Origin of the sequence: Bradyrhizobium sp. AUGA SZCCT0169, from assembly GCF_018130085.1 — a bacterium.
GTDB lineage: Bacteria > Pseudomonadota > Alphaproteobacteria > Rhizobiales > Xanthobacteraceae > Bradyrhizobium.
In genome coordinates this window covers 1-25,165 of record NZ_JAFCMC010000053.1, presented here as the reverse complement: position 1 = coordinate 25,165, position 25,165 = coordinate 1, and the positions used below count along the sequence as shown (strand labels likewise).

Here is a 25,165-nt window from a genome sequence, read left to right as displayed (position 1 = left end):
TGGGGGCGCGAGGAACTCGTGTGATTGCGTTCAGGCCCGCTTCTTCTCGCTGTCCAGATGCGCCATTTGCTCCGCCGCATAACGCGTGCCGGCGGCTGCATCCGGCGGGAATGCCTTCGCGAGCTTGTCCAGATACGCCGCGGAAAGCCTCACATCGAGCGCGCCGAGCGCCTCGGTCAGGCGGTCGCGGCGGCGGGCGCCGACCAGCGGCACGATGTCATTGCCCTGCGCCGCGACCCAGGAAATCGCGACCTGCGCCACCGATACGCCGAGTTCGGCGGCGACCGCGCGCAGCGGCTCGACCAACGCCAGATTGGCGTCGAGATTGGCGCCCTGGAAGCGTGGGGTCATCTGCCGGAAGTCCTGCGCGCCGGACTTATCTTTCGACCAGTGTCCGCTGATCAGGCCGCGCGACAGCACGCCATAAGCCGTGATGCCGATACCGAGTTTGCGGCAGGTCGGCAGGATGTCGGCCTCGATGCCGCGCGAGATCAGCGAATATTCGATCTGCAGATCGGCGATCGGATGCACGGCATGGGCGCGGCGGATGGTGTCGGAGCCGACTTCGGACAGGCCGATATGCCTGACATAGCCGGCCTTGATCATGTCGGCGATCGCGCCGATCGTGTCTTCGATCGGCACCGCCGGATCGAGCCGCGCCGACCGGTAGATGTCGATGTGATCGACGCCGAGCCGCTGCAGCGAATAGGCGATGAAATTCTTCACCGCTGCGGGGCGGCAGTCGATGCCGATGAAGCCACGCGCCGGATCGCGTAGCGCGCCGAACTTGACGCTGATCTGCACATCGTCGCGGTTGCGGCCGGCGAGCGCTTCGCGGATCAGCATTTCATTGTGGCCCATGCCATAGAAATCACCGGTGTCGATCAGGGTGATGCCGGCGTCGAGCGCGGCGTGGATGGTCGCGATGCTCTCGCCCCTGTCGGCCGGACCATAAAAGTCCGACATGCCCATGCAGCCGAGACCGACGGCGGCGACGTTGGGGCCGGTTTTGCCGAGTTTGCGGTGTTCCATGGTGGCTCTCCTCGTATTGGCGGCGGGGATTCCGGCGCCGGGTTGACGAGGCTGGTATGGCCGATCGCGATTACAGCGATAAGCTGGACAATACTTAATAGCTTGTTCAGTATACCGAACAATGCAGGATTTTGACCTCCGCGATCTCGATGCGTTCGTCGCCGTGGCGCGCACCAGGAATTTCCGGCGCGCTGCGATCGAGCAGCGCGTCTCCGTCTCGAGTCTCAGCCAGCGGCTACGCGACATGGAGGAGCGGCTTGGCGTCCGCCTGATGAACCGCACCACCCGCAGTGTTGCGCTAACCGAAGCCGGCGAGCTGCTGCTGGCCCGGGTCGGGCCGGCGATGTCGGATGTCGGCGACGCGCTGGATCAGGTGCGCGGTCTGCGCGCCGTGCCGTCGGGGCGCTTGCGGATCAATGCGCCGCCGCCGGCGATCGATCTGGTGCTGGCGCCGATGGTCGCGCCGTTCCTCGCAAAATATCCGCAAGTTGAACTGGAGATCGTTGGCGAGAGTGCATTCGTCGATATCGTCGCCGGCGGTTTCGACGCCGGCGTGCGCTACGGCGAGCATTTGGCGCAGGACATGATTGCGGTTTCGCTCGGGGCGCCGCAACGCTACGCGGTGGTGGCGTCGAAGGAATATGTGGCGCGGCACGGCAAGCCGATGCAGCCAAAGGACCTGCTCGATCACGCCTGCATCCGCACCCGCTTCGGCAGCGGCGCCATGCTGGATTGGGAATTCGAGAAGGCGGGGCGTGTCGTGGTGGTTTCGCCGCCAGCAAAACTGGTCGCGACCTATCTCGGCCTCGCGCTGCGCGCCGTCCATGATGGGATCGGCTTCTGGTTGACGTTTGAAGGTTATGTACGCTTTGGCATCAAATCTGGTGCGCTGGTCAGCGTGCTCGACGACTGGTGCGCGCCGTTTCCCGGACCGTTTCTGTATTACCCGAGCCGCCGCCAGCCGCCGCCGGCGCTAGGCGCGTTCGTCTCGTTTGTCGGGGAATGGCGCAAGCGCGAGAGACGTAAAGAAAAGACGGCGTAGCTTCCGCGCGAGGGAGTTACGTATTTTACAAGTCCGGCGGACCGGCCATGAGGCCTGATCCGCCGTACTCGTATTTTCCAAGGCGGAGGACTGCGTCTTGGTAATCCGCTCAGTGCATTCGGACTTACGGACTTACTTCTTCAGGCTGGCGAACATGAACTTGACCTCGAGGATCTGTTCATACTGCTCCTTGGTCACTTGAACCCGGTCCTTGCCACCCGAGACGGCGGTGAGTTCTTCGTCGGAAAGCACATCGATCTGAGCATTCTGGGTATTCATGGCAGTTCTCCATTTGGCAGGTGAGCGCGACAACCGCGTTCGTTTCCTGTGATTTGGAGAATGCCTGAGACCGGACCACAGCGCTGTTCCCCAAGTGACAGGCTGAAACGGCGTGTCCGGGCGAGCAGGCGACGGGCTAAGCCGGTGGCCACTTCAATATCTGCGGCTCGCGCAGGTCGTTGTAGCCGATTACGATCGCGGCGCGTTGTTCCGGGTCGCACTCGCTCAGATATCGCTGCTGGCCGCCGACATAGCGCTGGCTAGACGGCGAAGCCGGATCGGACGCGCCAAAATCCGCACCGCGCTGCGCGCCGCGCGGCACGGAAACATTGAAGTCGACCTTCAGAAATATCGAGAGATCCCAATAGGCCCGAAGCTCGGGGCGGTGCAGGAAGATGCCGTCAACGATCAGCGCGGCGGTTGGCGACGCTTGCTGCGTGACCGGCTCGAACGGCCGGTCGTTGTCGAGATCAAAACGCCTTGCGACGTATCGACCGGAGCCGCCGGGGCTCAAGGGATCGAGCAACAACGTCCGAAATGAATCGTAGTCGTATGAGTCGAGATAAAAGCCATCCGGCGAGTACCGCCCCCGCGCATAACGGACGGCGCGGGGATGATGGAAATCGTCGACGGAGGCGCGGATCGTCGGGCGGCTTTGTGCTGCCACGAGCGGCGCCAGCACATCCGCCAGCGTGGTCTTGCCCGCGCCATCGACACCATCGATCGCGACGCGGATAATCCGCGTGGGATGCCGTGCGACGATGGTGGCGGCGAGACGGTTCAGCAGGGATGCGTGGGCTTCCCTCACATCATCCTCGCTGTGTTGGTTCACAGCATGCTGGGCAGCACGCGGTCCGGCGGCTTGTGGTTGTCGAGGAAGGTCCTGATATTGATGATCACCTTCTCGCCCATCTCGACGCGGCCCTCGATCGTGGCCGAGCCCATGTGCGGCAGCAGCGTGACCTTGCCGGCCCTGGCCAGCCGAACCAGTTTTGGATTGACGGCGGGCTCATGCTCATAGACGTCGAGGGCGGCGCCGCCGATGTCGCCGGCTTCGATCAGCTTGATCAGCGTATCCTCGTCGATCACCTCGCCGCGCGCGGTGTTGACGATATAGGCCTCTTTCCGGATCAGTTTTAAGCGCCGCGCCGACAGCAGGTGGAATGTCGCCGGGGTGTGCGGACAGTTCACCGAGATGATGTCCATCCGCGCCAGCATCTGGTCGAGGCTTTCCCAATAGGTCGCGCCCAATTCGTCGGCGATCATGGGCGCGACGGGGCGGCGGTTGTGATAGTGGATCTGCAGGCCGAAGGCGCGCGCCCGGCGCGCCACTGCCTGGCCGATGCGGCCCATGCCGATGATGCCGAGGCGTTTGCCGCCGATGCGATGACCGAGCATCCAGGTCGGCGACCAGCCCGGCCAGTTCTTGCCGTCGGTGAGGATAGAGGCGCCCTCGATCAGCCGCCGCGGCACCGCGAGAATCAGTGCCATGGTCATGTCGGCGGTGTCTTCGGTCAAAACCTTCGGCGTGTTGGTCACAGTGATGCCGCGCGCATGCGCCGCCGTGACGTCGATATTGTCGACGCCATTGCCGAAGTTGGCGATCATCCGCAGCTTGCAGTCGGGCTGCTTGAGGATTTCCTCGTTGACCAGGTCGGTCACGGTCGGCACCAGCACGTCGGCGGTACGGACCGCCTCGGCGATCTGTTCCGGCGTCATCGGCGTATCGTCGAGATTTAACCGCGCATCGAACAGTTCGCGCATCCGGGTCTCGATCGAGTCCGGGAGTTTGCGGGTGACGACGACGAGAGGCTTTTTCTTAACCGACATGTCCTGCTCTCATGAGGCAATGGCTCGCCCAACCTTTGACGAGTCAGAAGCTTCGCCGTTGAGGCCTCATTAACCTGGTTGTTCGACACTGCACTCGCTGCGCGGTTCGAACGGCTACCTGGTCGTTTCCTTGGGTTTCCTTAGCGCTCCCCTGGGTTCCCCGATCCTTACCTCGGGGTTGCCAAGGGAAGGGTCAAGGTAATCAGAGAAATTCGGCCGTTCTGGTTCTCAAGCGTTCCGTCCTCTCTAGCAGAAGGCCGGGCCAAGACAAGAACCCCTCGGGAACGACAATCCGAGTTGCGACCAAGGCGGGCAATGGGGGACTCAAGTCTAAGGGTCTTGGGTTTAAGGGTCTTGGGTTTCGGGCGTTGAGTGGATTGTTTCAACTCGAAGAATTCGAGTTGAGGTTTTCGGCAGGAGACGAGTTGATGGCGTTGGGGCGTTTCTGTTCGATGGCGGTGCTGGCAGGGTGCATGCTGGGTGCGTCGGTCAGCACAGGTTTTTCAGCCAAGGAAGCGGGCTCTACCACCAGCGGCCTCCCGCTGCCGCGTTATGTCAGCCTCAAATCCGATCATGTGAACGTCAGGGCCGGTCCGACCAAGGACAATGACGTCGCCTGGGTCTACACCCGCTCCGGCCTGCCGGTCGAAATAACCGCTGAATTCGAGAACTGGCGCCGGGTGCGCGATTCCGAAGGCGCCGAGGGCTGGGTCTATCACTCCCTGCTGTCGGGCCGCCGCACCGCCGTCGTCACCATGAAGACCAAGGACGAACTCGCGCCACTCTACGATCGCGCCGATCCGTCCAGCGCGGTCGCCGCGCGCCTGCAGGCCGGCGTCGTCGCCCAAGTCAAGAAATGCGCCGCCGGCTGGTGCCGCGTGATCGGCAACGGATTTGACGGCTGGATCGAACAGCAGCGGCTGTGGGGCGTCTACGCCGACGAGAAGGTGGATTGAGTTAAGGCGTCGAGCAATAAACTCTTATGTCGTCCCGGCGAAGGCCGGGACCCATACGCCGCGGCCCTTCGATAAGGCAGTCAACCAGACGCCTTCCCTCAACAACAAACATTTGTGGTTATGGGTCCCGGCCTTCGCCGGGACGACAGTTAGCGCTTCTTGCGCAGCCGCACGACCATGTCGACGCGGGCGATCTCGTAGCCTTCGGGCACGTCGGGCATCCGCGACAGCACCAGATGCGGATCGGGAATGTCGACCAGCTCGTGATTGTTCTCGAGATAGAAGTGGTGATGCGCCGTCACGTTGGTGTCGAAATAGGTCTTGGTGCCGTCAACGCTGACCTGGCGCAGCAGGCCGGCATCGGTGAGCTGGTTGAGCGTGTTGTAGACGGTGGCGAGCGAGACCGGCACCTTGGCCAGCGTCGCTTCCTCGTACAGCATTTCAGCGGTCAGATGCCGCGCGCCCTTGCCGAACAGCAGCCAGCCGAGCGCCATGCGCTGGCGGGTCGGCCGCAGGCCGGCAGCTTGCAGCATTTCATTGACGTCATGCCAGGGACAGCCGGTCAACGCCGGTTGATGTCCGGCGGCACGGGCGGCCGGATCCATCGCAGCTAAGTCAGCGGCGTCGTCGTTCACAGTCGAGACCTGGTCGTTCATTTCCACTTCGGTACCACGCTGACAAACTTGGGCAATATTCTTGCCCAATATAAAAGGAAATCCTTTAGATGCAAGTTTTTCGCAACTAGAACGATCCCAAGGTTAAGGCGGAACCCACGATGGGATATGGTGTTTTTAGCCCGTATCCAGTGCTTTGCCGCCCGCCAATGCCTATGTTACAGAGCGCGCGGACCACATATGCATATTCGGCAGGGACATTTGCCGGTGGCACCCTAAGTAGCGCCAATTTGCGGGAACAGACATTCTTCCGCGGGAAACCGGTCCGGTTCGCTCGAAAGCGCTCATCGGGACATCTGAGAGAGGCTGAAACGATGCTGGATCGCCGCGGCGGTTACGAATACGAGGATTTGCTGGCGTGCGGCCGTGGCGAACTATTCGGCCCGGGAAATGCGCAATTGCCGCTGCCGCCGATGCTGATGTTCGATCGCATCACCGAAATTTCCGAAACCGGCGGGGAATACGGCAAGGGCATCGTTCGCGCCGAACTCGACGTGAACCCGGATCTCTGGTTCTTCGGCTGCCATTTCAAAGGCGATCCGGTGATGCCGGGCTGTCTCGGCCTCGACGCGCTGTGGCAGATGGTCGGCTTTTATCTCGGCTGGACTGGCGGCGAGGGCCGCGGCCGGGCGTTGGGCCTCGGCGAACTGAAGTTCTCCGGTCAAGTGATGCCGAACGTCCGCAAGATTGTGTACAACGTCGATATCAAGCGTGTGATGCGTTTAAAGCTCTGGCTGGGTATCGCCGACGGCTGGCTTTCGGCCGACGGCGAGATTATCTATCGCGCGAAGGATCTGAGGGTGGGGCTGTTAAAGCAGGGTGCCGCATTGCCGGGAGCGTAAGTTACCCGCTCTCCAATGAGGCGGCATTCGGTTTGATGGCGGCTATCACACAAACGCAAACGACAGGACGAGGCGATCATGAGGCGGGTTGTCATCACGGGGATGGGCATCGTCTCATCCATCGGAAATAACACCCAGGAAGTGCTTGCGAGCCTTCATGAGGCGAAATCCGGGATCACGCGCTCGGAAAAATACGCCGAGCTCGGCTTCCGATCGCAGGTGCAGGGCGCTCCGTCCCTCAATCCCGCTGATGTCATCGACCGGCGCGCGATGCGCTTTCTCGGCGAGGGCGCGGCGTGGAATCACATCGCGATGGAGCAGGCGATCCAGGATGCCGGTCTCAGCCCGACCGAAGTTTCCGACGTCCGTACCGGCATCATCATGGGCTCCGGCGGCCCGTCCGCGCGCACCATCGTCGAAGCGGCCGATATCACCAGGACCAAGGGACCCAAACGCGTGGGGCCGTTCGCGGTGCCGAAGGCGATGTCGTCGACCGCCTCAGCCACGCTGGCGACTTGGTTCAAGATCAAGGGCGTGAACTATTCGATCTCGTCGGCCTGCGCGACTTCCAACCATTGCATCGGCAATGCCTATGAGACGATCCAGATCGGCAAGCAGGATGTGATCTTCGCCGGCGGCTGCGAGGAACTCGACTGGTCGCTGTCGGTGCTGTTCGACGCCATGGGCGCGATGTCCTCGAAATACAACGCCACGCCCGCCACCGCGTCGCGTCCCTATGACGTCAGCCGCGACGGCTTCGTCATTGCGGGCGGCGCCGGCGTGGTGGTGCTGGAAGAGCTCGAGCATGCCAAGGCGCGCGGCGCGCGCATCTACGCCGAAGTGGTTGGCTATGGCGCGACGTCTGACGGCTACGACATGGTGGCGCCCTCGGGCGAAGGCGCCGAGCGCTGCATGCGGATGGCGATGGAGACCGTGAAGACGCCGATCGACTATATCAATCCGCACGCCACCTCGACGCCCGCCGGCGATCCGCCCGAGATCGAGGCGATCCGCAAGGTGTTCGGCACCGGCGAAAAATGCCCGCCGATCTCGGCGACCAAGGCGCTGACCGGCCATTCGCTCGGCGCCACCGGCGTCCAGGAAGCGATCTACTCGCTGCTGATGATGAACAACGGTTTTGTCTGCGAGAGCGCCAACATCACCGAGCTCGACCCGGTGTTTGCCGACATGCCGATCGTGCGCAAGCGCATCGACAACGCCAAGCTCGGCACCGTGCTGTCGAATTCGTTCGGTTTCGGCGGTACCAACGCCACGCTGGTGTTCAAGCGCATGGATGCGTGATTGTCATGCCCCGCGAAAGCGGGGCATCCAGTACGCCGCGGCTTCTCGATTCAATTACTGATATCTCTGGAATACTGGGTCGCCCGCTTTCGCGGGTGACGACAGTTGGGCCTATCCAGCCGCGATTTTCTCTGCGCGCTGAAATGCCGGGCGGGCCGCGCATCGATCGATATAGGCGTCGAACGACGGCCGTGACGGCACCATCTTGAACAGCCGCACGGCGAAATTCAGCCCGGAGCCAATGATGATGTCGGCTGCGGAGAAATTGTCGCCGAGGATCCATGGACCTTTCTCCAGCGCGTTGTCGAGCACGTCGATCACGCGTTGCGAATCGCCCCAGCCGGCCGCGACCGGATTCATTTCGATCTTGGTCGCGAGCTGCACGATCGCAGGTTCGATACAACCGGGGCTGAAGAACAGCCAGTAGAGATACTTTGCGCGCAGCGGATCTCCGAGCGGCGGCGCCAGCTTCGCTTCCGGATAGCGCTCGGCGACATAGGCCGCGATCGCGGCGGCTTCGGCAAGCGTGGCCTCGCCATCCCGGAGCGCCGGCACCTTGCCCATCGGATTGATCGCCAGATATTCGAGCTTACGCTGTGCGCCGGTCGAGATGTCCGTCAGCACGCGTTCATAGGGTTGCCCGGTTTCTTCGAACAGCCACAGCGAGGAAAACGAACGCGAGCGGGGCGACCAATAAAGCTGCATCATGGCGGAACCTTTCATCGGCGGAGGCGGACAATGCCACCTTCATTGCGCGTCTGACGCGAATTGGCAACGCACTACGCCTAGGACGAACGGTTCAACGTCAAGCGATATATTGGTCAACTTTATTTCGTGCGGTCGACTGGCCGGCGATCCCGAGCGAATCGCGGAGAGCCAGCTGCCACCCTGCTCAATTGTCTTTGGGGTAGTTGGGCAGCAGGAGGCATGGCTGGCAAATATTTGGCTAGCAAGAAATAAGGCGCGGCTGTGAGGCCTTCGTTATCGCGCCCGCGATGTTCGCGGCGAGGGTTTCGCCTTGCGCTGTTCGCGCAGGGCGTCGGCGGCGAGGCACACCACTTCCGAGATTTGCTGCAGCTGTGCGGCCAGCGGGCTTGTCTTGCGCCACACCATGCCGATGGTTCGCGACGGTTGCGGATTAGAGAACCGCGCGACCGAGACCTGTGCCGAGCGGGTTTCCACCGTGACCGCCATTTCCGGAATCAGGGTGACGCCGATGCCGGCGCCGACCATCTGAACGAGCGTGGACAGCGAGCTTGCATCCAGCACCTCGCGCGGCGGCGACTGCATGTTGCAGAACGACAGCGCCTGGTCGCGGAAACAATGTCCCTCTTCGAGCAGCAATAGCCGCATCTCCCGCAGCGTCTCGTGGCTCGGCACCGGCGTGCCCTCGTCCTCGCCCGGCCGCACCAAGAGGAAGTTCTCGGAAAAGCAGGCGACCTCGGTCAGCGACGGCTCCGATACCGGCAATGCCACGATCGCCGTATCGAGCCGGCCTTCGGTCACTTCCTTGATCAGCTTCGGCGTCAGCGTCTCGCGCACGTGGATGTCGAGTTCCGGATGCATGCGCGCGAGGTTCTCGATCACTTTCGGCAACAGATAGGGCGCGATGGTCGGGATCATGCCGATGCGCAGCCGGCCGGCAAGCCGGTCCTGTGCCGCGCGCGCGAAATCGCCGAGTTCATCGACCGAGCGCAGGATTTCGCGGACACGCTGGACGATCTCCTCGCCGAATTTCGTCAGCGTGATCTGTCGCGCGCTTCGTTCCAGCAGCGCGCCGCCGAGCGCTTGCTCCATTTCCTTGATTTGCATCGACAGCGCCGGTTGCGAGATCGAACAGGCTTCCGCCGCGCGCCCGAAATGGCCGTGACGGGCCAGCGCATCAAAATAACGAAGCTGCCTCAGCGTCATCTGGATCATCAGAATATCTTATCGGTTCGATCATTAAAATCAACTTCCACTGATGGAAAGCGGCTCTTAGAGTACTTCCAATCTTCAGGAAGCGGCCCTTAGGAGGCAATCATGGACGACAAAACAAAATGCCCGTTCTCGGGCGGAAAACGCGGACACTCGAACCGCGATTGGTGGCCGGACGCGCTGGACGTTTCGTTGCTCCACCGCAATTCGGCTCTGTCCGATCCGATGGGCGAGGCGTTCGATTACGCCAAGGAATTCAAGACCCTCGACCTCAATGCCGTGGTCAAGGACCTGACCGCTTTGATGACGGAATCGCAGGAATGGTGGCCGGCCGATTTCGGTCACTATGGCGGTCTGATGATCCGCCTGGCGTGGCACAGCGCCGGCACCTACCGCATCACGGACGGCCGCGGCGGCGCCGGGGCCGGTCAGCAGCGCTTCGCGCCGCTGAACAGCTGGCCTGACAACGCCAACCTCGACAAGGCGCGCCGGCTGCTGTGGCCGATCAAGCAGAAATACGGCCGCAAGATCTCGTGGGCCGACCTGATGGTTCTCGCCGGCAACGTCGCGCTCGAATCGATGGGCTTCAAGACGTTCGGCTTCGCCGGCGGCCGCGCCGATGTCTGGGAGCCGGAGGAGCTGTTCTGGGGCCCTGAGGGCACCTGGCTGGGCGACGAACGCTACAGCGGCGAACGCGAACTCTCCGAGCCGCTCGGCGCCGTGCAGATGGGTCTCATCTACGTCAATCCGGAAGGCCCGAACGGCAACCCGGATCCGCTCGCGGCGGCGAAAGACATCCGCGAAACGTTCTTCCGCATGGCCATGAACGACGAAGAAACCGTTGCCCTGATTGCCGGCGGCCACTCCTTCGGCAAGACCCACGGTGCCGGCGATCCGTCGCTGGTGGGCTCCGACCCGGAAAGCGGCGCGCTCGAGGATCAGGGTTTGGGGTGGAAGAGCAAGCACGGCACCGGCATCGGCGCCGACACCATCACCGGCGGTCCGGAAGTCACCTGGACGCAGACGCCGACGAAGTGGAGCAATCTCTTCTTCAAGAACCTGTTCGAGAACGAATGGGAACTGACCAAGAGCCCGGCCGGCGCCAAGCAGTGGAAGGCGAAAGGCGCCGAAGCCACGATTCCGGACGCCTACGACGCATCGAAGAAGCATGTGCCGACCATGCTGACCACCGACCTGTCGCTGCGCTTCGACCCGGCTTACGAGAAGATCTCACGGCGCTTCCACGAAAACCCGGACCAGTTCGCGGATGCGTTCGCGCGTGCCTGGTTCAAGCTCACGCACCGTGACATGGGCCCGGTCGCGCGCTATCTCGGCCCGCTGGTGCCGAAGGAAACGCTGATCTGGCAGGACCCGATCCCGGCGGTGGATCATCCGCTGATCGGCGATGCTGATATCGCCACGCTGAAGACCAAGATTCTCAGCTCGGGCCTGTCGGTGTCGCAGCTGGTTTCGACCGCATGGGCGTCGGCATCGACGTTCCGCGGCTCCGACAAGCGCGGCGGCGCCAATGGCGCGCGCATTCGTCTCAGCCCCCAGAAGGACTGGGAGGTCAACCAGCCGGCCGAGCTGAACACGGTGCTGCAGAAGCTGGAGGCGATCCAGAAGGAATTCGGCAAGAAGGTTTCGCTTGCCGACCTGATCGTTCTCGGCGGCTCGGCTGCGGTTGAAAAAGCCGCCAAGGACGCCGGCGTCGACGTCACGGTGCCTTTCACGCCGGGGCGCATGGACGCGTCGCAGGATCAAACCGACGTCGCTTCCTTTGCTCCGCTCGAACCGCGTGCCGACGGCTTCCGCAATTATGTCAACACCAAGCGGCATCAGTTCATGGAGTTCGAGGAAGCGCTGATTGACCGTGCGCAATTGCTGCGGCTGACGGGGCCCGAGATGACGGCGCTGGTCGGCGGCCTGCGCGTCCTCGGCGCGAATGCCGGGGGCTCCAAGCATGGCGTTTTCACCAGCAAGGTGGGGACATTGACGAACGATTTCTTCGTCAATCTGCTCAGCATGAGCACGGAGTGGCAGCCGTCGAGCGAAAATCTGTACGAGGGCCGCGACCGCAAGACCAAGGCGGTCAAGTGGACCGCCACCCGCGTCGACCTGATCTTCGGTTCGCATTCGCAGCTTCGGGCCTTCGCCGAGGTCTATGCGTGCGCGGACTCCAAGGAGAAGTTCGCCAAGGACTTTGCGGCTGCCTGGACCAAGGTGATGAACCTCGATCGGTTCTGATCACCCGAGCACTGCACGAACGCAGCACTGACAAAAAAGGGCGGCTCAAGAGCCGCCCTTTCGCTTTCGGAACGAAGCGCGCGATCAAACGCCGAGGGTACCGGCCTTCGCCGCGGCATAGCGCTCGGCGATCTTGGCCCAGTTCACCGTGTTCCACCACGCCTTGAGATAATCGGCGCGGCGGTTCTGGTAGTTGAGATAATAGGCGTGCTCCCAGACGTCGTTGCCGAGCAGCGCGCGCTTGCCGTCCATGATCGGACTGTCCTGGTTCGGGCGGGTTTCGATCGCAAGCTTGCCGTCCTTGGCAACGGTCACGAACACCCAGCCGGAGCCGAACTGGCGTCCGCCGGCGGCGTTGAAGTCGTTCTGGAATTTTTCCATGCCGCCGAGGTCCTTGTCGATCGCGGCCAGCACCTCGCCTTCCGGCTTGCCGCCGCCCGGCGCCATGATTTCCCAGAACATGGTGTGGTTGGCATGGCCGCCGAGATTGTTGCGCACGCCGAATTTGATGTCGTCGTTCAGGGCGTTCAAATTGCCGAGAATATCCGTCACCTTGCTGGTGCCGAGCTGCGCATTGGTCTTGGCGAGGGTGTTCAGGTTGTTGACGTAAGCGGCATGGTGCCGGCCATGGTGGATTTCCATGGTCTTGGCATCGATATGCGGCTCAAGCGCGTTGAAGGCGTAAGGGAGCGGCGGCAGCGTGAACGGACCTGCCGCGGCCGGGGCAGCCGCAGGTGCCGGTGCGGCGGCCTGGGCAAAGACGACACGCGGTGCCGCCGCGACGGCTACGAGGCCGGCGGCGGCGCTGAAAAAATGACGGCGCGAAAGTGCGGACATAAGTCTCTCCCTGCGTGACGAGCCTGCTTGCTCGATTCGGACGATTGTAACGGGTCCAGCTTCCAGCTGCGAAGTCAGCCCCATTCCGGTTTCCATTTTAAATGGGTTCGGCGCTGCGGCGTAAGAGCGCACGATCACATCTGCGGCAAATAAAAAGGGCGGCTTTGCAGCCGCCCTTCCTGATTTTCGATGGCGAAGCGCTTACTCGCCGGCCGCTTCGCGGGGCGCCGAGGCTTCCGCCGCCTTCTGCTTGGCTTCGAGGTCCTCGCCGGTCGCCTGATCGACCACCTTCATCGACAGCCGCGTCTTGCCGCGATCGTCGAAGCCGAGCAGCTTGACCTTGACCTTGTCGCCTTCCTTGACGACGTCGGAGGTCTTCTGCACCCGCGCCGAAGCGAGCTGGCTGATGTGGACGAGGCCGTCCTTGGCGCCGAAGAAGTTCACGAACGCGCCGAACTCCATCACCTTGACCACGGTGCCTTCGTAGATCTGGCCGATCTCCGGATCGGAGGCGATCGACTTGATCCACTTGATCGCGGCCTTCATGGCTTCGCCGTCGTTGGAAGCGACCTTCACGGTGCCGTCGTCCTCGATGTTGACCTTGGCGCCGGTCTTCTCGACGATCTCGCGGATCACCTTGCCGCCGGTGCCGATCACTTCACGGATCTTGTCGGTCGGGATCTTGAAGGTCTCGATGCGCGGCGCGTATTCGCCGAGCTCGGCGCGGGCATTGGTGAGCGCCTTCGACATTTCGCCGAGGATGTGGATACGCCCATCCTTGGCCTGGCCGAGTGCGACCTTCATGATCTCCTCGGTGATGCCCTCGATCTTGATGTCCATCTGCAGCGAGGTGATGCCCTGGTCGGTGCCGGCCACCTTGAAGTCCATGTCGCCGAGATGATCCTCGTCACCGAGAATGTCGGACAGAACGGCAAAGCGCGAACCTTCCAGGATCAGGCCCATCGCGATACCCGCGGTCGGCCGCTTCAGGGGAACGCCCGCATCCATCAGCGCCAGCGAAGCGCCGCAGACCGACGCCATCGACGACGATCCGTTGGATTCGGTGATCTCGGAAACCACGCGCACCGTGTAGGGGAATTCGTGGTGCGGCGGCAGGACCGGATGGATCGCGCGCCAGGCGAGCTTGCCGTGGCCGATTTCGCGGCGCTTGGTGCCGCCGAGGCGACCGGTTTCACCGACCGAGTAGGGAGGGAAGTTGTAGTGCAGCAGGAACTGCTCCTTGTAGGTTCCTGACAGCGAGTCGATGTACTGCTCGTCCTCGCCGGTGCCGAGCGTGGTCACCACCATCGCCTGGGTTTCACCGCGGGTGAACAGCGCCGAACCGTGGGCGCGCGGCAGCACGCCGACTTCGGCGATGATGCTGCGGACGGTCTTGGAATCGCGGCCGTCGATGCGCTTGCCGGTGTCGAGGATGTTCCAGCGAACGATCTTGGATTCGAGTTCCTTGAACACGCCGGCGATGCGCAGCTTGTCGTATTGCGGCTCCTGCCCTTCCGGGAAGTAGTGAGCCATCACCTTTTCCTTGGCCTTGCCGACGGCGGCGTAGCGGTCCTGCTTGATCGGAATCGCATAGGCCGAGCGCAGCTCCTGCTCGATCAGGCCGAGCATTTCCTTTTCGAGCGCGCTCTCGTCGACGATCTTGACTTCGCGCGGCTCCTTGGCGGCCTTCTCGGCGAGTTCGATGATCGCCTTGATCACCGGCTGGAAGTGCCGGTGTCCGAACATCACCGCACCGAGCATGATGTCTTCGTTGAGTTCCTTGGCTTCCGATTCCACCATCAGCACGGCGTCGGCGGTGCCGGCGACAACCAGATCGAGCTGGGTCTCGAGCATTTCGTCGAGCGTCGGGTTGAGCACATATTCGTCGTTGGCAAAGCCGACGCGGGCCGCACCGATCGGGCCCTTGAACGGCGCGCCCGAGATCGTCAGCGCCGCGGAGGCTGCTACCAACGCCAGAATGTCGGGATCATTCTCCATGTCATGCGACAGCACGGTGACGATGACCTGGGTTTCGTTGCGCCAGCCGTCGACGAACAGCGGACGGATCGGACGGTCGATCAGGCGGGAGACCAGCGTCTCCTTTTCGGTCGGCCGGCCCTCGCGCTTGAAGTAGCCGCCGGGAATGCGGCCCGCGGCGTAGGTCTTTTCCTGGTAGTCGACGGTCAGCGGCAGGAAGTCGACGCCTTCGCGCGGCGCCTTGGCGGCAACCACGGTGGCGAGCACGACGGTCTCGCCATAAGTCGCGAGCACGGCGCCGTCGGCCTGACGGGCGATCTTTCCGGTTTCAAGCTTGAGGGGACGTCCACCCCAGTCGATCTCGACTGAATGCGTATTGAACATTTCGATTTCTTTCATGGTTTCGCGAAAGCAGGGACGCCTGAAACACAAAGACCATGCGCAAGATTGCGAGACACTGATCGCAACAATTGATCAGCATCCGGCGATCCTGCCATGGTCTCTATATTTCGGATGGCGTCCATCCTCTCGGTAGTCTGGGCACCTTGCCCTGCCCAGCGGCCGGATTGCTGCTGGACGTCTATTGGACATGCGTTTCATCATGCCCTTGCGCATGATCGTCTCCGAAAATCCGGAGTCCGGGTTTCTTCCGGAAGACCATACGAAAACGCGCGCAACAGGCGCGCGCGTACTCTCGATATCAACGACGAATGTTGTGCTTTTCGAGCAGCGCCTTGTAACGCGCCTCGTCCTTCCGCTTGATGTAATCAAGCAGGGAACGGCGCGTGGCGACCATTTTCAAAAGACCCCGGCGCGAATGATTGTCCTTCACGTGGGATTTGAAGTGCCCGGTGAGGTTGTTGATGCGTTCCGACAGGATCGCAACCTGAACCTCGGGCGAGCCGGTGTCGCCGGCCTTGTTGGCATTCGTCTTGATGACTTCCGCTTTGCGTTCGGCGGTAATCGACATCGTCAAACTTTCTCATCGTTACGACCGGAACTGGCAGTCAGTCCGGTCAGGTTGAACACACGCTTGGGGATGAGTTCGCCATTGCCAATTTCGGCGAGGGCCAGAAGCCGGCCTGCCACCGTGACATAGACTGTGCCGCTACAATTGGGCGCATCCCGTCCGCGCAACAAAACGGCCTGGCCCCGGTGGAGCCTTGCCGCATCAGCCCGTGTGACGGCCAGTGCCGGGATGTCGTCCAGCGCGGTCTCAACGGGCAAAAGCGCGTCGGCGAGGCTGCCCTCGCCCGACGCGGCTCTATTACACAAAGCCTCCAACTGTTCCAGCGGAATCATGTCCGCTTCGCGGAATGGACCGACCAGGGTCCGCCGCAAGGCGCTGATATGGCCGAAACAGCCTAGAATCCGGCCGATATCGCGAGCCAGCGCCCGGACATAGGTTCCCTTGCCGCACTCGGCCTCGAACACGGATTGGCCGTTATCTCCATGTTCTACAAGGGTTAATTCGTGAATCTCGACCGGCCGCGGTTTCAGTTCGACGGTTTCGCCGTCTCTGGCCAGATCATAGGCCCGCTCGCCCTGGACCTTGATCGCGGAATATTGCGGCGGGATCTGCTCGATCAGGCCGGTGAATTGAGGCAGCAGCGCCCGGATGGAATCGGCAGAAGGCCTGAGATCGCTGGTCCTGGTCGCCCGGCCCTCGGTGTCGTCGGTGTCGCGTTCCTCGCCCCAGCTCACGGTGAAGCGGTAGCGCTTGCGGCCGTCCATCACGAACGGGACCGTCTTGGTGGCTTCGCCGAGCGCGATCGGCAAGCCGCCGGAGGCCAGCGGGTCGAGGGTACCGGCATGGCCGGCACGCTTGGCCTGGAACAGGCGCTTGAGCACCGCCACCGCGTGTGTCGAGGTCATGCCGATCGGCTTGTCGAGGATCACCCAGCCATGGACGTCGCGCTTGTCGCGGCGCGGCTGATTGTTCTGGCGTTGCTTGCCCTGATGCTTCTGACGCGGATCGTTATTGCCGCGACGTGCCTCTTCGCCAACGCGGCTGTTGCCGTCGTTGCGGGCTTCGGTAAAAATATTTTTTTCAGCGTCGCGCGATTCGGCATTTTGCGAATCGATCACGCTGTTGGCGGTGGTCACAATCATCCCTTGTCGTCCGAATCGGGTGCGAGGTCTCTTTGCACCGCAGGTGTTCTCAGTAATTTCTCGATCCGTTCCGCTTCATCGAATCGTTCGTCGACGCGAAAGCGAAGATCAGGCGCAAACTTTAAGTTAACGCGGTGCGCGATCTCGCCGCGCAGGAATTTCTTGTTGCGCGCGAGCGCTGCGAGCACGACATCGGTGTCGCGTCCGCCGAGCGGCATCACATAGACGGTTGCAAGCTTCAGGTCCGGTGACATGCGCACCTCCGGAACCGTGATGATGTGACCCTCAAGATCGGGGTCATGCACGCTACCTTGCGACAGAATATCGGCGACCGCATGGCGCACGGTTTCGCCGACGCGCAATTGGCGTTGCGAGCCGCCGGGGGCGGAACTCTTGCTGTGGTGGCGGGGCATGGCCGTCTCTCGAAATTGGTGATGGCCGGGCTATTCCCGGCCATCGACGTCTTTCTTGCTGCTGAATTCTCAGGGACGTGGATGCCCGGAACACAAATGCGAAGACTTAGCTTCGCGCTTTTGTCCGGGCATGACGTCGAACTAGTACAATGTCTTCCGACGAAGCCGTAAGGTTCAGACTTACAGGCTCCGCTGGATCGTCTCCACGCGATAACACTCGATAACATCGCCGACACGCATGTCGCCGTAATTCTCGAACGCCATGCCGCATTCCTGACCGGATTGCACTTCCTTCACTTCATCCTTGAAGCGCTTCAGCGTCGAGAGCTTGCCTTCATGCACAACGACGTTGTCGCGAATGAGGCGCACATTGGCGCCGCGTTCCACGGTACCGTCGGTGACACGGCAGCCGGCGACCTTGCCGACCTTGGAAATGTTGAACACTTCCAGGATCTGCGCGTTGCCCAGCATGGTTTCGCGCAGCGTCGGCGCGAGCAGGCCGGACATCGCCTTTTTGATGTCGTCGACCAGATCGTAGATGATGTTGTAATAGCGGATCTCGATGCCGTTGCGCTTGGCCGCAGCCGCCGCTTCCTTGTTGGCTCGAACCGAGAAGCCGATGATGGCGGCGTTGAAACCTTCCGCCAGCGTTACGTCGGATTCGGAGATGCCGCCGACGCCGGCATGCAGGATCCGCGCGGCAACTTCGTCGGTACCGAGCTTTTCCAGCGATCCCAGGATGGCTTCGAGCGAACCTTGCACGTCAGCCTTGATGATCAGCGGGAATTCCTTGCGGCCCGACGTCTTGAGCTGCGACATCATCTGTTCGAGCGAACCGCGCATGCCGGAAATCGAGGCAGCCGCGTTTTCGCGCTTCTGGTGGGCGCGATAGCTCGTGACCTGGCGGGCGCGGGCTTCGTTCTCGACCACCGCGAGGCGGTCGCCGGCTTCCGGCGGGCCGTTGAAGCCGAGCACCTCGACCGGCACCGAAGGTCCGGCCTCATCGATGTTCACGCCCTGATCGTTGATAAGGGCGCGGACGCGGCCCATTTCGGCGCCGGCCACGATGATGTCGCCGATGCGCAGGGTTCCGCGCTGCACCAGCACGGTCGCAACCGGACCCCGGCCGCGGTCGAGCCGGGCTTCGATCACGGTGCCTTCGGCGGGACGTTCCGCGTTGGTCTTGAGGTCGAGCAGTTCGGCCTGCAGCGCGATCATTTCCAGCAGCTTGTCGAGATTGGTCTTGTTCTTGGCTGACACCTCGACGTCGACGACTTCACCGCCGAACGACTCGACCTGAACCTCGTGCTGCAACAGCTCGGTGCGCACGCGCTCCGGCTTGGCGTCGGGCTTGTCGATCTTGTTGATCGCGATGATCATCGGAACCTTCGCCGCCTTGGCGTGGTTGATCGCCTCGATGGTCTGCGGCATGACGCCGTCATCGGCCGCCACCACCAGGATCACGATATCGGTGACCTTGGCGCCGCGCGCACGCATCGCGGTGAACGCGGCGTGGCCGGGCGTATCGATGAAGGTGATCTTCTTGCCGCTTTCCGGCGAGGTCACCTGATAGGCGCCGATATGCTGGGTGATGCCGCCGGCTTCGCCCGAAACCACGTTGGCATGGCGGAGCGCGTCGAGCAGCGAGGTCTTGCCGTGGTCGACATGGCCCATCACGGTCACGACCGGCGAACGCGGTTCGGTGTCGGTGGAATCGTCGACGATGTCGAACAGACCCTCTTCGACGTCGGACGCGGCCACGCGCTTGACGGTGTGGCCCAATTCCTCGGCGATCAGCTGTGCGGTGTCGGCGTCGATCACGTCGGTGATCTTGTGCATCGCGCCCTGCTTCATCAGCAGACGGATGACGTCGACCGCGCGTTCCGACATGCGGTTGGCGAGTTCCTGGATGTTGATGGCTTCCGGGATCACCACTTCGCGGATGATCTTTTCCTTCGGCTCGTTCGAGGCATGCCCCTTCAGGCGCTGGGTGCGGCGGCGGAACGAGGCAATCGAACGCTCGCGCACATTGTCGGCGTCCAGGGCGGTGACCAGCGTCAGGCGGCCGCGTTCCTTTTGCGGTCCGGGCTTGTGGGTCGTCTTCGGCGGCACGGCGGGGCGCATGGCGCCGCCGGGGCCACGGCGGATCTGGCGCGGACCTTCATCCTCATCGGAAGCGTCGGCGGCGACGCCCGGCGCGCGCGCGGGCGGCACTGCCGAAGCCGTCGGCCGGGCCGCGGGACGCGCGGTGGTAGTGGTGGTGCCGGGTGTGGTCGTCGTTGCGGTCTTGGCTTCGGCTTCGCCAAATCGCTTCTTGGCTTCGCTTTCCGCCTTGCGCTTGGCTTCCTCTTCGATGCGGTGACGTTCTTCCTCGGCCTTGCGGCGCGCTTCGGCGGCTTCGCGCTCGGCCTGCTCGATGCCCTCGCGGCTTGCGCGGCGCTTGGCTTCTTCTTCGGCGAGACGACGTTCCTCGATGTCACGGACCTTGGCATCGGCCAAGGCGCTGGCGCGCGCGGAGCGTTCATCCTCGGTCAGCGTGCGCAGCACCACGCCGGAACCGGCGCGGGGTGCGGCTGGCGCGGAGGGACGGCTTGGCGCCTTGGCGACGACCGGCGCCGGCTTGGCGACGACAGGTTCGGGCGCATGGCTTTCGCCGGCGGGCGCGTCGCCGCCGAGGCGTCGCTTGCCGCGCTTCTCGACCACGACCTGCTTGGTCCGGCCATGGCTGAAGCTCTGGCGTACGGTGCCCGTCTCGACGCGCGGCTTGAGCGTCAAGGTCTTGGCCGGGACACTCAAAGTCTTGTCGCCAGGCGTTTTGGTATCAACCATTCAGCAGTCCTAATCTTGTTGCGTTGTGCGCATTCGCACAGTCGTTAAAGCAAGTCTTGTTAGTCAGAATTTCTGGCCGCTTCCTTCGGTCTTGTCGTCATCGGCCATCCGGTATCGGACCAGGATCTGGCAGCGCGACAGGAACGTCTTGCTCGCCGGGCCCGCGAGCAGGGCAGCATGTATCACATTTGACCGCCCCAGTGCCAAATCCAATTCTGCCGACGTCAGAACATTGACGATCGGAAATTCCGCCGATTCATCCGCATTTCCGCGCTTTTGCCGCGCGATCGCGTCCAATTTGCGGATTCCGTCGGCCGCCCCGTCGGAAGCGTGGATAAGGGCCTGGGCCTCCCCGTCCCGGAGCGCGCCCTCGACCTTGCTGAAACCGGAGACGACCTGGCCGGCCTTGGCGACCATCGCCAGCGCCTCGGTGCAGCTTCGAACCAGCAAAGCCTCGGTGTCGGCGGGGAGGGTCGCGGCGACCCGGAGGTCGCGCTTGAAACCCCTGCTAAATTGGTTACGCCGCACCGCTTCCGCAACGGTCCGGCGCGATGCCGAGACCCACAGGCCGCGGCCGGGAAGCTTGCGCTTCAGATCCGGAACGACCTCGCCCTGGGGCGAGACCACGAACCGGATCAGTTCGTCGATCGGGCGCACCTCACGGGTGACCGCGCACATCCGCATCGTCGCGGACCTGTCGGTCCGCGGTCCGTTGTCGAGATCGGGGTCAACCATGGCGAGCATGCGCGGGGCATCTCCTTTACCACTTGCGCGAGTTCTTGGCGCAAAACCGGTGTCCACTTTTGCGGAACACGCGCGTTACGCCGTCTGGTCTTCGGTGGCTTCCGCCGCCTCGGACTGCTTGGCAAGATCGGCCTCGGTGATCCAGCCAGCGATGACGCGGGCCTGCATGATCATGCGCTCGGCATCGTCGCGCGAGATTTCGTTGGCGTCGAGAATGCCGGGGAACTTGGTCGGCTCGGCGCCTTCCTTGCGCTCGGTCCAGCCAACCAGATCGTCGGTGGCGCAACCGGCCAGATCCTCGACCGACTTGATGTCGTTCTCGCCGAACTTGACCAGCATCTTCGAGGTCACGCCGGGTACTGTCTTCAAAGCGTCATCCACACCGAGTTCCTTGCGTTTGTTTTCCAGCTCGGTCTCGAGCTGTTCCAGGTATTCTTTTGCACGGCTCTGCAGTTCGTTGGCGGTCTCCTCGTCGAAGCCCTCGATGCCGGCGAGTTCCTTGACGTCGACCAGCGCGAGTTCCTCGACCGAGGTGAAACCTTCCGACGCCAGCAGCTGGCCGACCACTTCGTCGACGTTCAGCGCTTCCATGAACACCCGCGTCGAATTCTCGAAATCGGCCTGACGGCGCTCGGATTCTTCCTGCTCGGTGAGGATGTCGATGTCCCAGCCGGTCAGCTGCGAAGCGAGCCGCACGTTCTGTCCGCGGCGGCCGATCGCCAGCGACAGCTGGTTGTTGGTGTCGGGCACCACGACCTCGATGCGCTCGCGGTCTTCGTCGATCACGACCTTGGCGACTTCGGCGGGCGCCAGCGCGTTGACGACGAAGGTCGCAATATCGGGCGACCACGGAATGATGTCGATCTTCTCGCCCTGCAGTTCGTTCACCACCGCCTGCACGCGCGAACCGCGCATACCGACGCAGGCGCCGACCGGATCGACCGAGGAATCCCGCGAAATAACGCCGATTTTGGCGCGCGAGCCGGGATCGCGGGCCACCGCCTTGATCTCGACGATGCCGTCATAGATTTCCGGCACTTCCTGCGCGAACAGCTTTGCCATGAACTGCGGATGGGTGCGGGACAGGAAGATCTGCGGCCCGCGGGTTTCGCGGCGGACGTCGAAGATATAGGCGCGGACGCGGTCGCCGTTGCGGAACACTTCGCGCGGCAGCATCTCGTCACGGCGCACGATGGCTTCGCCGCGGCCGAGATCAACGATCACGCTGCCATATTCGACGCGCTTGACGATGCCGTTGACGATGTCGCCGATGCGATCCTTGAATTCCTGGTATTGCCGGTCGCGCTCGGCCTCGCGCACCTTCTGCACGATCACCTGCTTGGCGGACTGGGCGGCGATACGGCCATATTCCAGCGGCGGCAGGGTGTCGGCGATGGTGTCGCCGACCTGGGCGCCCGGATTGGCGCGCTGCGCATCGGCCAGCGAAATCTGGTTCGACGAATTCTCCACCACGTCGACGACCAGCATGTGGCGCGACAGCCGCAGCTCGCCCTTCTTGGCGTCGATCTCGGCGTGAACGTCGGTCTCGCTGCCGTAGCGGGCGCGGGCCGCTTTCGCGATGGCGTCTTCCATCGCCGCGATCACGATGCCGCGGTCGATCGACTTTTCGCGGGCAACCGCGTCTGCGATCTGCAGCAGTTCGAGTTTATTGGCGCTGACAGCTGCCATGGCTCAGTCTCCTTCGGTGGGATCGAATTCGCCGCCGGGCAAACCTTGCGCGGCGAGGCGATGTTTCTTGGTATTCTTCGGTAACGGCTTCTTCAGCGGCTTGCTCAGTGTCTTGGGCTTCGGCTTGTTGCTCTTGGCCGGATCGCTTTTCTTGGCGTGCGGCGGGGGCGGCGGCTCGAGCCCGAGATTCTGCCGCAGCTCGCGCTCGGCGGCCTTGCCGCGCCGCATCGATTCCGCGATCAACTCGTCGGTGAGAACCAGGCGGGCGTCGGCGATGTCTTCCATCACCAGCAGCACGTCGGCATCTTCGTCCGCGCGGATGTCATCGCGATGAAGCCGCACCGCATCGCCTTCGACGCCCTGCAGCGTACCACGAAAGCGCTTGCGGCCCTGATGGGCGAGCGCCATCTCGATCTTCACGAGATGACCGACATAGCGTTCGAAGTCCGAACGGCGCACCAGCGGACGATCGATGCCGGGCGATGAGATTTCCAGCCGGTAGGCGCGCTCGATCGGATCGGCGACGTCCAGCACCGGCGACAGCGCACGCGAAATCGCCTCGCAATCCTCGATCTGCATGGTGCCGTCGGGCCGTTCGGCCATGATCTGGACCGTGCAGCCGGCCTCGCCGGAAATCTTGATCCGCACCAGCCGGTAGCCCATGCCCTGCAATACCGGCCCTGCCACGGCGGAAACCCGCGCGGCGACGCCCGGCTCGACCACGAGCCGCGGCTCGGCGAGCAGGTCAAGATCCTCTGAAACAGCAGTTGGCTCGGTCATGTCCAGGATCAAAAGCGTCTTTACTTACATGAGGTTAGGCCGGGTCTAACCTGGATCCGGCCGGTTCCCTGAACCGTGCCGTGAGGCCCTTCTGGGCTGGGCTCGTTCAGGTAATAAAAAAGAGCGGGTCCCGAAGGGCCCACTCTCAATACGCGATCGTATGAGAACCATAAGTTGCGGCGGATATAGCGGTTTTTCCGCAATCCGGCAAGGCCTTGCACGCCCCGTTAAGGGAGATTTTGAGTCCTGACCGAGCGGGCCAAAGCCTAACCCTTCATTCACGAACGGTACCTAGATTGCCGAAAACCAGCCAATTCGGCCGGTTTGGATAGGTTTATGACGCCAGCGACAACGCTGATCCCAGGACTGGACGACATCGTCAGGGGCGGCGATCCCAAGCGCCGCGCCGATGCCGCGCGCCGGATCAGTGAATTATTCCTGCAGGGGGCCGCCAATTTCGGCGCCGATCACGTCGATCTGTTCGACGGCGTATTGAGCAGCCTGGTCCCCCATGCCGACCTTGCCGCGCGGGCCGAGCTCGCCGAGCGGCTGTCGCTGCTTGTCAACGCGCCGCGCGGGCTGGTCGGGCAGCTCGCCCATGAGGACGAAATTGCCATCGCGGGCCCGCTGCTGCGGCGCTCGCCTGTCATCGACGAAAACATCCTGGTCGAAATCGCCAGCGTGAAGGGCCAGGGCCATCTGCTGGCGATGTCGGATCGGCCGACGCTCTCTCCCGATCTTACCGATGTCATCGTGCGGCGCGGCGACCGCGATGTCGTCAGGCGCACGGCGGGCAATGCCGGTGCGGCGTTCTCGTCGGACGGCTATTCGACCTTGATCAAGCGCGCCGGCCAGGACGGCGTGCTGACGCTCAAGATCGGCCAGCGCGACGATCTCTCCGCCGAACAACTGAAAGACCTTTTGGCCGGAACGATCGATGTGGTCCGCCGCCGCCTGTTCACAGTCGTCAAGCCGGCGCGGCAGGTGGCGATCAAGCGGGCGATCAACGAAATCTCCGGCGCTGTCGAACGAACAGACAGCGGCCGCGACTTCGAGGCGGCGCAGCGCACGATCCTCGCACTGCATCGCGACGGCCAACTGGTCGAAAGTGCGCTGCTCAACTTCGCCAAGGCAAACAAATACGAGGAATCCGTCGCCGCGCTGGCGGCGATGACCGGCGTGAAGATCACGACCCTCGACCGGCTGATTGCCGGCGACCGCTACGATCCGATCCTGATCGCCGGCAAGGCGGTCGGCCTCGAATGGGCCACCGTGCGCGCACTGATCCTGCTCCGGCTGGGTCCGAACCGGACGGCGTCATCAGCCGATATCGAAAGCGCGCGCATGAATTTCGCGCGCCTGATGCCCACGACCGCCGAGCGTGTCGTCGGCTTCTGGAAAACCCGTTCGACGGTTTGAGTTTTCCTGCAACTACCTAGCCGTCATGCCCGGCCATAGTAGTCTGCCTTGTGCAGACTACGTACACTTGTCTGCACTGCCGGGCATCCACGTCTTTCCTTTCTAAAGCGGGATGGAGTTAGGTTGAATCGATTTGGGATTCCCAAATCAGTAGGTTTCTGATTCAACATGCTGGCTGGACGGAGGCCAGCATGGATGGGCAAACCTTATTCTCTGGATCTTCGCAAGCGTGTCGTGTCCGCGA

General features: G+C 62.8%; 22 protein-coding genes. 6 read left to right on the top strand and 16 right to left on the bottom strand.

The window, feature by feature from the left end; translation table 11 throughout:
- Nucleotides 1-30 precede the first annotated feature (30 nt).
- Nucleotides 31-1,032 carry an aldo/keto reductase gene (locus JQ609_RS33100; RefSeq protein WP_212276795.1) on the bottom strand — a complete coding sequence of 334 codons (1,002 nt, stop codon included), beginning with the start codon at nt 1,030-1,032 and terminating at the stop codon, nt 31-33.
- A 121-nt stretch (nt 1,033-1,153) separates the two neighbouring features.
- On the opposite strand from JQ609_RS33100, the gene JQ609_RS33095 reads away from it, so the two are divergent.
- On the top strand, nt 1,154-2,074 hold the full coding sequence (locus JQ609_RS33095) for a LysR family transcriptional regulator (RefSeq protein WP_212276794.1): 921 nt from the start codon (nt 1,154-1,156) through the stop codon (nt 2,072-2,074).
- A 132-nt stretch (nt 2,075-2,206) separates the two neighbouring features.
- On the opposite strand, the gene JQ609_RS33090 is transcribed toward JQ609_RS33095, so the two are convergent.
- The 3 genes from JQ609_RS33090 to JQ609_RS33080 all read right to left on the bottom strand — a co-directional run bounded on the left by JQ609_RS33090 (nt 2,207) and on the right by JQ609_RS33080 (nt 4,183).
- Nucleotides 2,207-2,353 (bottom strand): bacteriocin, encoded by a 147-nt coding sequence (locus JQ609_RS33090; protein WP_212210010.1) that lies wholly within the window; start codon nt 2,351-2,353, stop codon nt 2,207-2,209.
- 136 nt (nt 2,354-2,489) lie between these two features.
- Nucleotides 2,490-3,161 carry a uridine kinase gene (locus JQ609_RS33085; RefSeq protein ID WP_212276793.1) on the bottom strand — a complete coding sequence of 224 codons (672 nt, stop codon included), beginning with the start codon at nt 3,159-3,161 and terminating at the stop codon, nt 2,490-2,492.
- Nucleotides 3,162-3,181: 20 nt separating this feature from the next.
- Nucleotides 3,182-4,183, bottom strand: coding sequence for a D-glycerate dehydrogenase (locus tag JQ609_RS33080; protein WP_212210008.1), 1,002 nt, complete (start codon nt 4,181-4,183; stop codon nt 3,182-3,184).
- A gap of 428 nt (nt 4,184-4,611) precedes the next feature.
- Between JQ609_RS33080 and JQ609_RS33075 the strand changes: the two genes are divergently transcribed.
- Nucleotides 4,612-5,139, top strand: a complete 528-nt coding sequence (locus JQ609_RS33075; protein WP_212210007.1) for an SH3 domain-containing protein — start codon at nt 4,612-4,614, stop codon at nt 5,137-5,139.
- 149 nt (nt 5,140-5,288) lie between these two features.
- Here JQ609_RS33075 and irrA read toward each other — a convergent pair whose 3' ends face one another.
- A complete protein-coding gene (gene irrA, locus JQ609_RS33070) occupies nt 5,289-5,744 on the bottom strand; it encodes an iron response transcriptional regulator IrrA (protein WP_283813786.1) in 456 nt (151 codons plus the stop codon).
- A 383-nt stretch (nt 5,745-6,127) separates the two neighbouring features.
- Here irrA and fabA point away from each other — a divergent pair, with 383 nt between their 5' ends.
- Together fabA and fabB are read left to right on the top strand one after the other, a co-directional pair.
- Nucleotides 6,128-6,655, top strand: coding sequence for a 3-hydroxyacyl-[acyl-carrier-protein] dehydratase FabA (fabA, locus tag JQ609_RS33065; protein WP_192736260.1), 528 nt, complete (start codon nt 6,128-6,130; stop codon nt 6,653-6,655).
- Nucleotides 6,656-6,733: 78 nt separating this feature from the next.
- Nucleotides 6,734-7,957 carry a beta-ketoacyl-ACP synthase I gene (gene fabB, locus JQ609_RS33060; protein ID WP_212210006.1) on the top strand — a complete coding sequence of 408 codons (1,224 nt, stop codon included), beginning with the start codon at nt 6,734-6,736 and terminating at the stop codon, nt 7,955-7,957.
- Between the two features lie 111 nt (nt 7,958-8,068).
- Here fabB and JQ609_RS33055 read toward each other — a convergent pair whose 3' ends face one another.
- Nucleotides 8,069-8,665 carry a glutathione S-transferase family protein gene (locus JQ609_RS33055; protein WP_212210005.1) on the bottom strand — a complete coding sequence of 199 codons (597 nt, stop codon included), beginning with the start codon at nt 8,663-8,665 and terminating at the stop codon, nt 8,069-8,071.
- Nucleotides 8,666-8,938: 273 nt separating this feature from the next.
- A complete protein-coding gene (locus JQ609_RS33050) occupies nt 8,939-9,877 on the bottom strand; it encodes a LysR substrate-binding domain-containing protein (RefSeq protein WP_212276792.1) in 939 nt (312 codons plus the stop codon).
- Nucleotides 9,878-9,979: 102 nt separating this feature from the next.
- Between JQ609_RS33050 and katG the strand changes: the two genes are divergently transcribed.
- On the top strand, nt 9,980-12,121 hold the full coding sequence (gene katG / locus JQ609_RS33045) for a catalase/peroxidase HPI (protein ID WP_212210003.1): 2,142 nt from the start codon (nt 9,980-9,982) through the stop codon (nt 12,119-12,121).
- 84 nt (nt 12,122-12,205) lie between these two features.
- Here katG and JQ609_RS33040 read toward each other — a convergent pair whose 3' ends face one another.
- The 9 genes from JQ609_RS33040 to rimP all read right to left on the bottom strand — a co-directional run bounded on the left by JQ609_RS33040 (nt 12,206) and on the right by rimP (nt 23,502).
- Nucleotides 12,206-12,958, bottom strand: a complete 753-nt coding sequence (locus tag JQ609_RS33040) for a superoxide dismutase (RefSeq protein ID WP_212276791.1) — start codon at nt 12,956-12,958, stop codon at nt 12,206-12,208.
- A 201-nt stretch (nt 12,959-13,159) separates the two neighbouring features.
- Nucleotides 13,160-15,319 carry a polyribonucleotide nucleotidyltransferase gene (gene pnp, locus JQ609_RS33035; RefSeq protein WP_212276790.1) on the bottom strand — a complete coding sequence of 720 codons (2,160 nt, stop codon included), beginning with the start codon at nt 15,317-15,319 and terminating at the stop codon, nt 13,160-13,162.
- 316 nt (nt 15,320-15,635) lie between these two features.
- Entirely contained in the window at nt 15,636-15,905 is a 270-nt protein-coding gene (gene rpsO / locus JQ609_RS33030) for a 30S ribosomal protein S15 (protein ID WP_074272228.1), read from the bottom strand.
- 2 nt (nt 15,906-15,907) lie between these two features.
- Nucleotides 15,908-17,047 (bottom strand): tRNA pseudouridine(55) synthase TruB, encoded by a 1,140-nt coding sequence (gene truB, locus JQ609_RS33025; protein ID WP_212276789.1) that lies wholly within the window; start codon nt 17,045-17,047, stop codon nt 15,908-15,910.
- Nucleotides 17,044-17,460 carry a 30S ribosome-binding factor RbfA gene (gene rbfA / locus JQ609_RS33020; RefSeq protein WP_212209999.1) on the bottom strand — a complete coding sequence of 139 codons (417 nt, stop codon included), beginning with the start codon at nt 17,458-17,460 and terminating at the stop codon, nt 17,044-17,046. The genes truB and rbfA overlap by 4 nt, the downstream gene beginning before the upstream one ends.
- Before the next feature lie 180 nt (nt 17,461-17,640).
- Nucleotides 17,641-20,289, bottom strand: a complete 2,649-nt coding sequence (gene infB, locus JQ609_RS33015; RefSeq protein ID WP_212276788.1) for a translation initiation factor IF-2 — start codon at nt 20,287-20,289, stop codon at nt 17,641-17,643.
- 63 nt (nt 20,290-20,352) lie between these two features.
- The gene (locus tag JQ609_RS33010) at nt 20,353-21,033 is read right to left on the bottom strand and encodes an RNA-binding protein (protein WP_212276787.1); all 681 of its coding nucleotides are present in this window, start codon (nt 21,031-21,033) and stop codon (nt 20,353-20,355) included.
- A gap of 75 nt (nt 21,034-21,108) precedes the next feature.
- Nucleotides 21,109-22,722 (bottom strand): transcription termination factor NusA, encoded by a 1,614-nt coding sequence (gene nusA, locus JQ609_RS33005; RefSeq protein WP_192736271.1) that lies wholly within the window; start codon nt 22,720-22,722, stop codon nt 21,109-21,111.
- Between the two features lie 3 nt (nt 22,723-22,725).
- Complete coding sequence (gene rimP, locus JQ609_RS33000) at nt 22,726-23,502, bottom strand: ribosome maturation factor RimP (RefSeq protein ID WP_212209996.1); 777 nt, start codon at nt 23,500-23,502, stop codon at nt 22,726-22,728.
- A gap of 336 nt (nt 23,503-23,838) precedes the next feature.
- Between rimP and JQ609_RS32995 the strand changes: the two genes are divergently transcribed.
- On the top strand, nt 23,839-24,921 hold the full coding sequence (locus tag JQ609_RS32995; protein WP_212209995.1) for a DUF2336 domain-containing protein: 1,083 nt from the start codon (nt 23,839-23,841) through the stop codon (nt 24,919-24,921).
- Nucleotides 24,922-25,165: the final 244 nt, after the last annotated feature.

Coding starts and splice junctions, on each gene's coding strand:
- JQ609_RS33100 (WP_212276795.1), bottom strand. CDS start 1,032: ATGGAACACCGCAAACTCGGCAAAACCGGCCCCAACGTCGCCGCCGTC.
- JQ609_RS33095 (WP_212276794.1), top strand. CDS start 1,154: ATGCAGGATTTTGACCTCCGCGATCTCGATGCGTTCGTCGCCGTGGCG.
- JQ609_RS33090 (WP_212210010.1), bottom strand. CDS start 2,353: ATGAATACCCAGAATGCTCAGATCGATGTGCTTTCCGACGAAGAACTC.
- JQ609_RS33080 (WP_212210008.1), bottom strand. CDS start 4,183: ATGTCGGTTAAGAAAAAGCCTCTCGTCGTCGTCACCCGCAAACTCCCG.
- JQ609_RS33075 (WP_212210007.1), top strand. CDS start 4,612: ATGGCGTTGGGGCGTTTCTGTTCGATGGCGGTGCTGGCAGGGTGCATG.
- irrA (WP_283813786.1), bottom strand. CDS start 5,744: ATGGATCCGGCCGCCCGTGCCGCCGGACATCAACCGGCGTTGACCGGC.
- fabA (WP_192736260.1), top strand. CDS start 6,128: ATGCTGGATCGCCGCGGCGGTTACGAATACGAGGATTTGCTGGCGTGC.
- fabB (WP_212210006.1), top strand. CDS start 6,734: ATGAGGCGGGTTGTCATCACGGGGATGGGCATCGTCTCATCCATCGGA.
- JQ609_RS33055 (WP_212210005.1), bottom strand. CDS start 8,665: ATGATGCAGCTTTATTGGTCGCCCCGCTCGCGTTCGTTTTCCTCGCTG.
- JQ609_RS33050 (WP_212276792.1), bottom strand. CDS start 9,877: ATGATCCAGATGACGCTGAGGCAGCTTCGTTATTTTGATGCGCTGGCC.
- katG (WP_212210003.1), top strand. CDS start 9,980: ATGGACGACAAAACAAAATGCCCGTTCTCGGGCGGAAAACGCGGACAC.
- JQ609_RS33040 (WP_212276791.1), bottom strand. CDS start 12,958: ATGTCCGCACTTTCGCGCCGTCATTTTTTCAGCGCCGCCGCCGGCCTC.
- pnp (WP_212276790.1), bottom strand. CDS start 15,319: ATGTTCAATACGCATTCAGTCGAGATCGACTGGGGTGGACGTCCCCTC.
- rpsO (WP_074272228.1), bottom strand. CDS start 15,905: ATGTCGATTACCGCCGAACGCAAAGCGGAAGTCATCAAGACGAATGCC.
- truB (WP_212276789.1), bottom strand. CDS start 17,047: ATGATTGTGACCACCGCCAACAGCGTGATCGATTCGCAAAATGCCGAA.
- rbfA (WP_212209999.1), bottom strand. CDS start 17,460: ATGCCCCGCCACCACAGCAAGAGTTCCGCCCCCGGCGGCTCGCAACGC.
- infB (WP_212276788.1), bottom strand. CDS start 20,289: ATGGTTGATACCAAAACGCCTGGCGACAAGACTTTGAGTGTCCCGGCC.
- JQ609_RS33010 (WP_212276787.1), bottom strand. CDS start 21,033: ATGCTCGCCATGGTTGACCCCGATCTCGACAACGGACCGCGGACCGAC.
- nusA (WP_192736271.1), bottom strand. CDS start 22,722: ATGGCAGCTGTCAGCGCCAATAAACTCGAACTGCTGCAGATCGCAGAC.
- rimP (WP_212209996.1), bottom strand. CDS start 23,502: ATGACCGAGCCAACTGCTGTTTCAGAGGATCTTGACCTGCTCGCCGAG.
- JQ609_RS32995 (WP_212209995.1), top strand. CDS start 23,839: ATGACGCCAGCGACAACGCTGATCCCAGGACTGGACGACATCGTCAGG.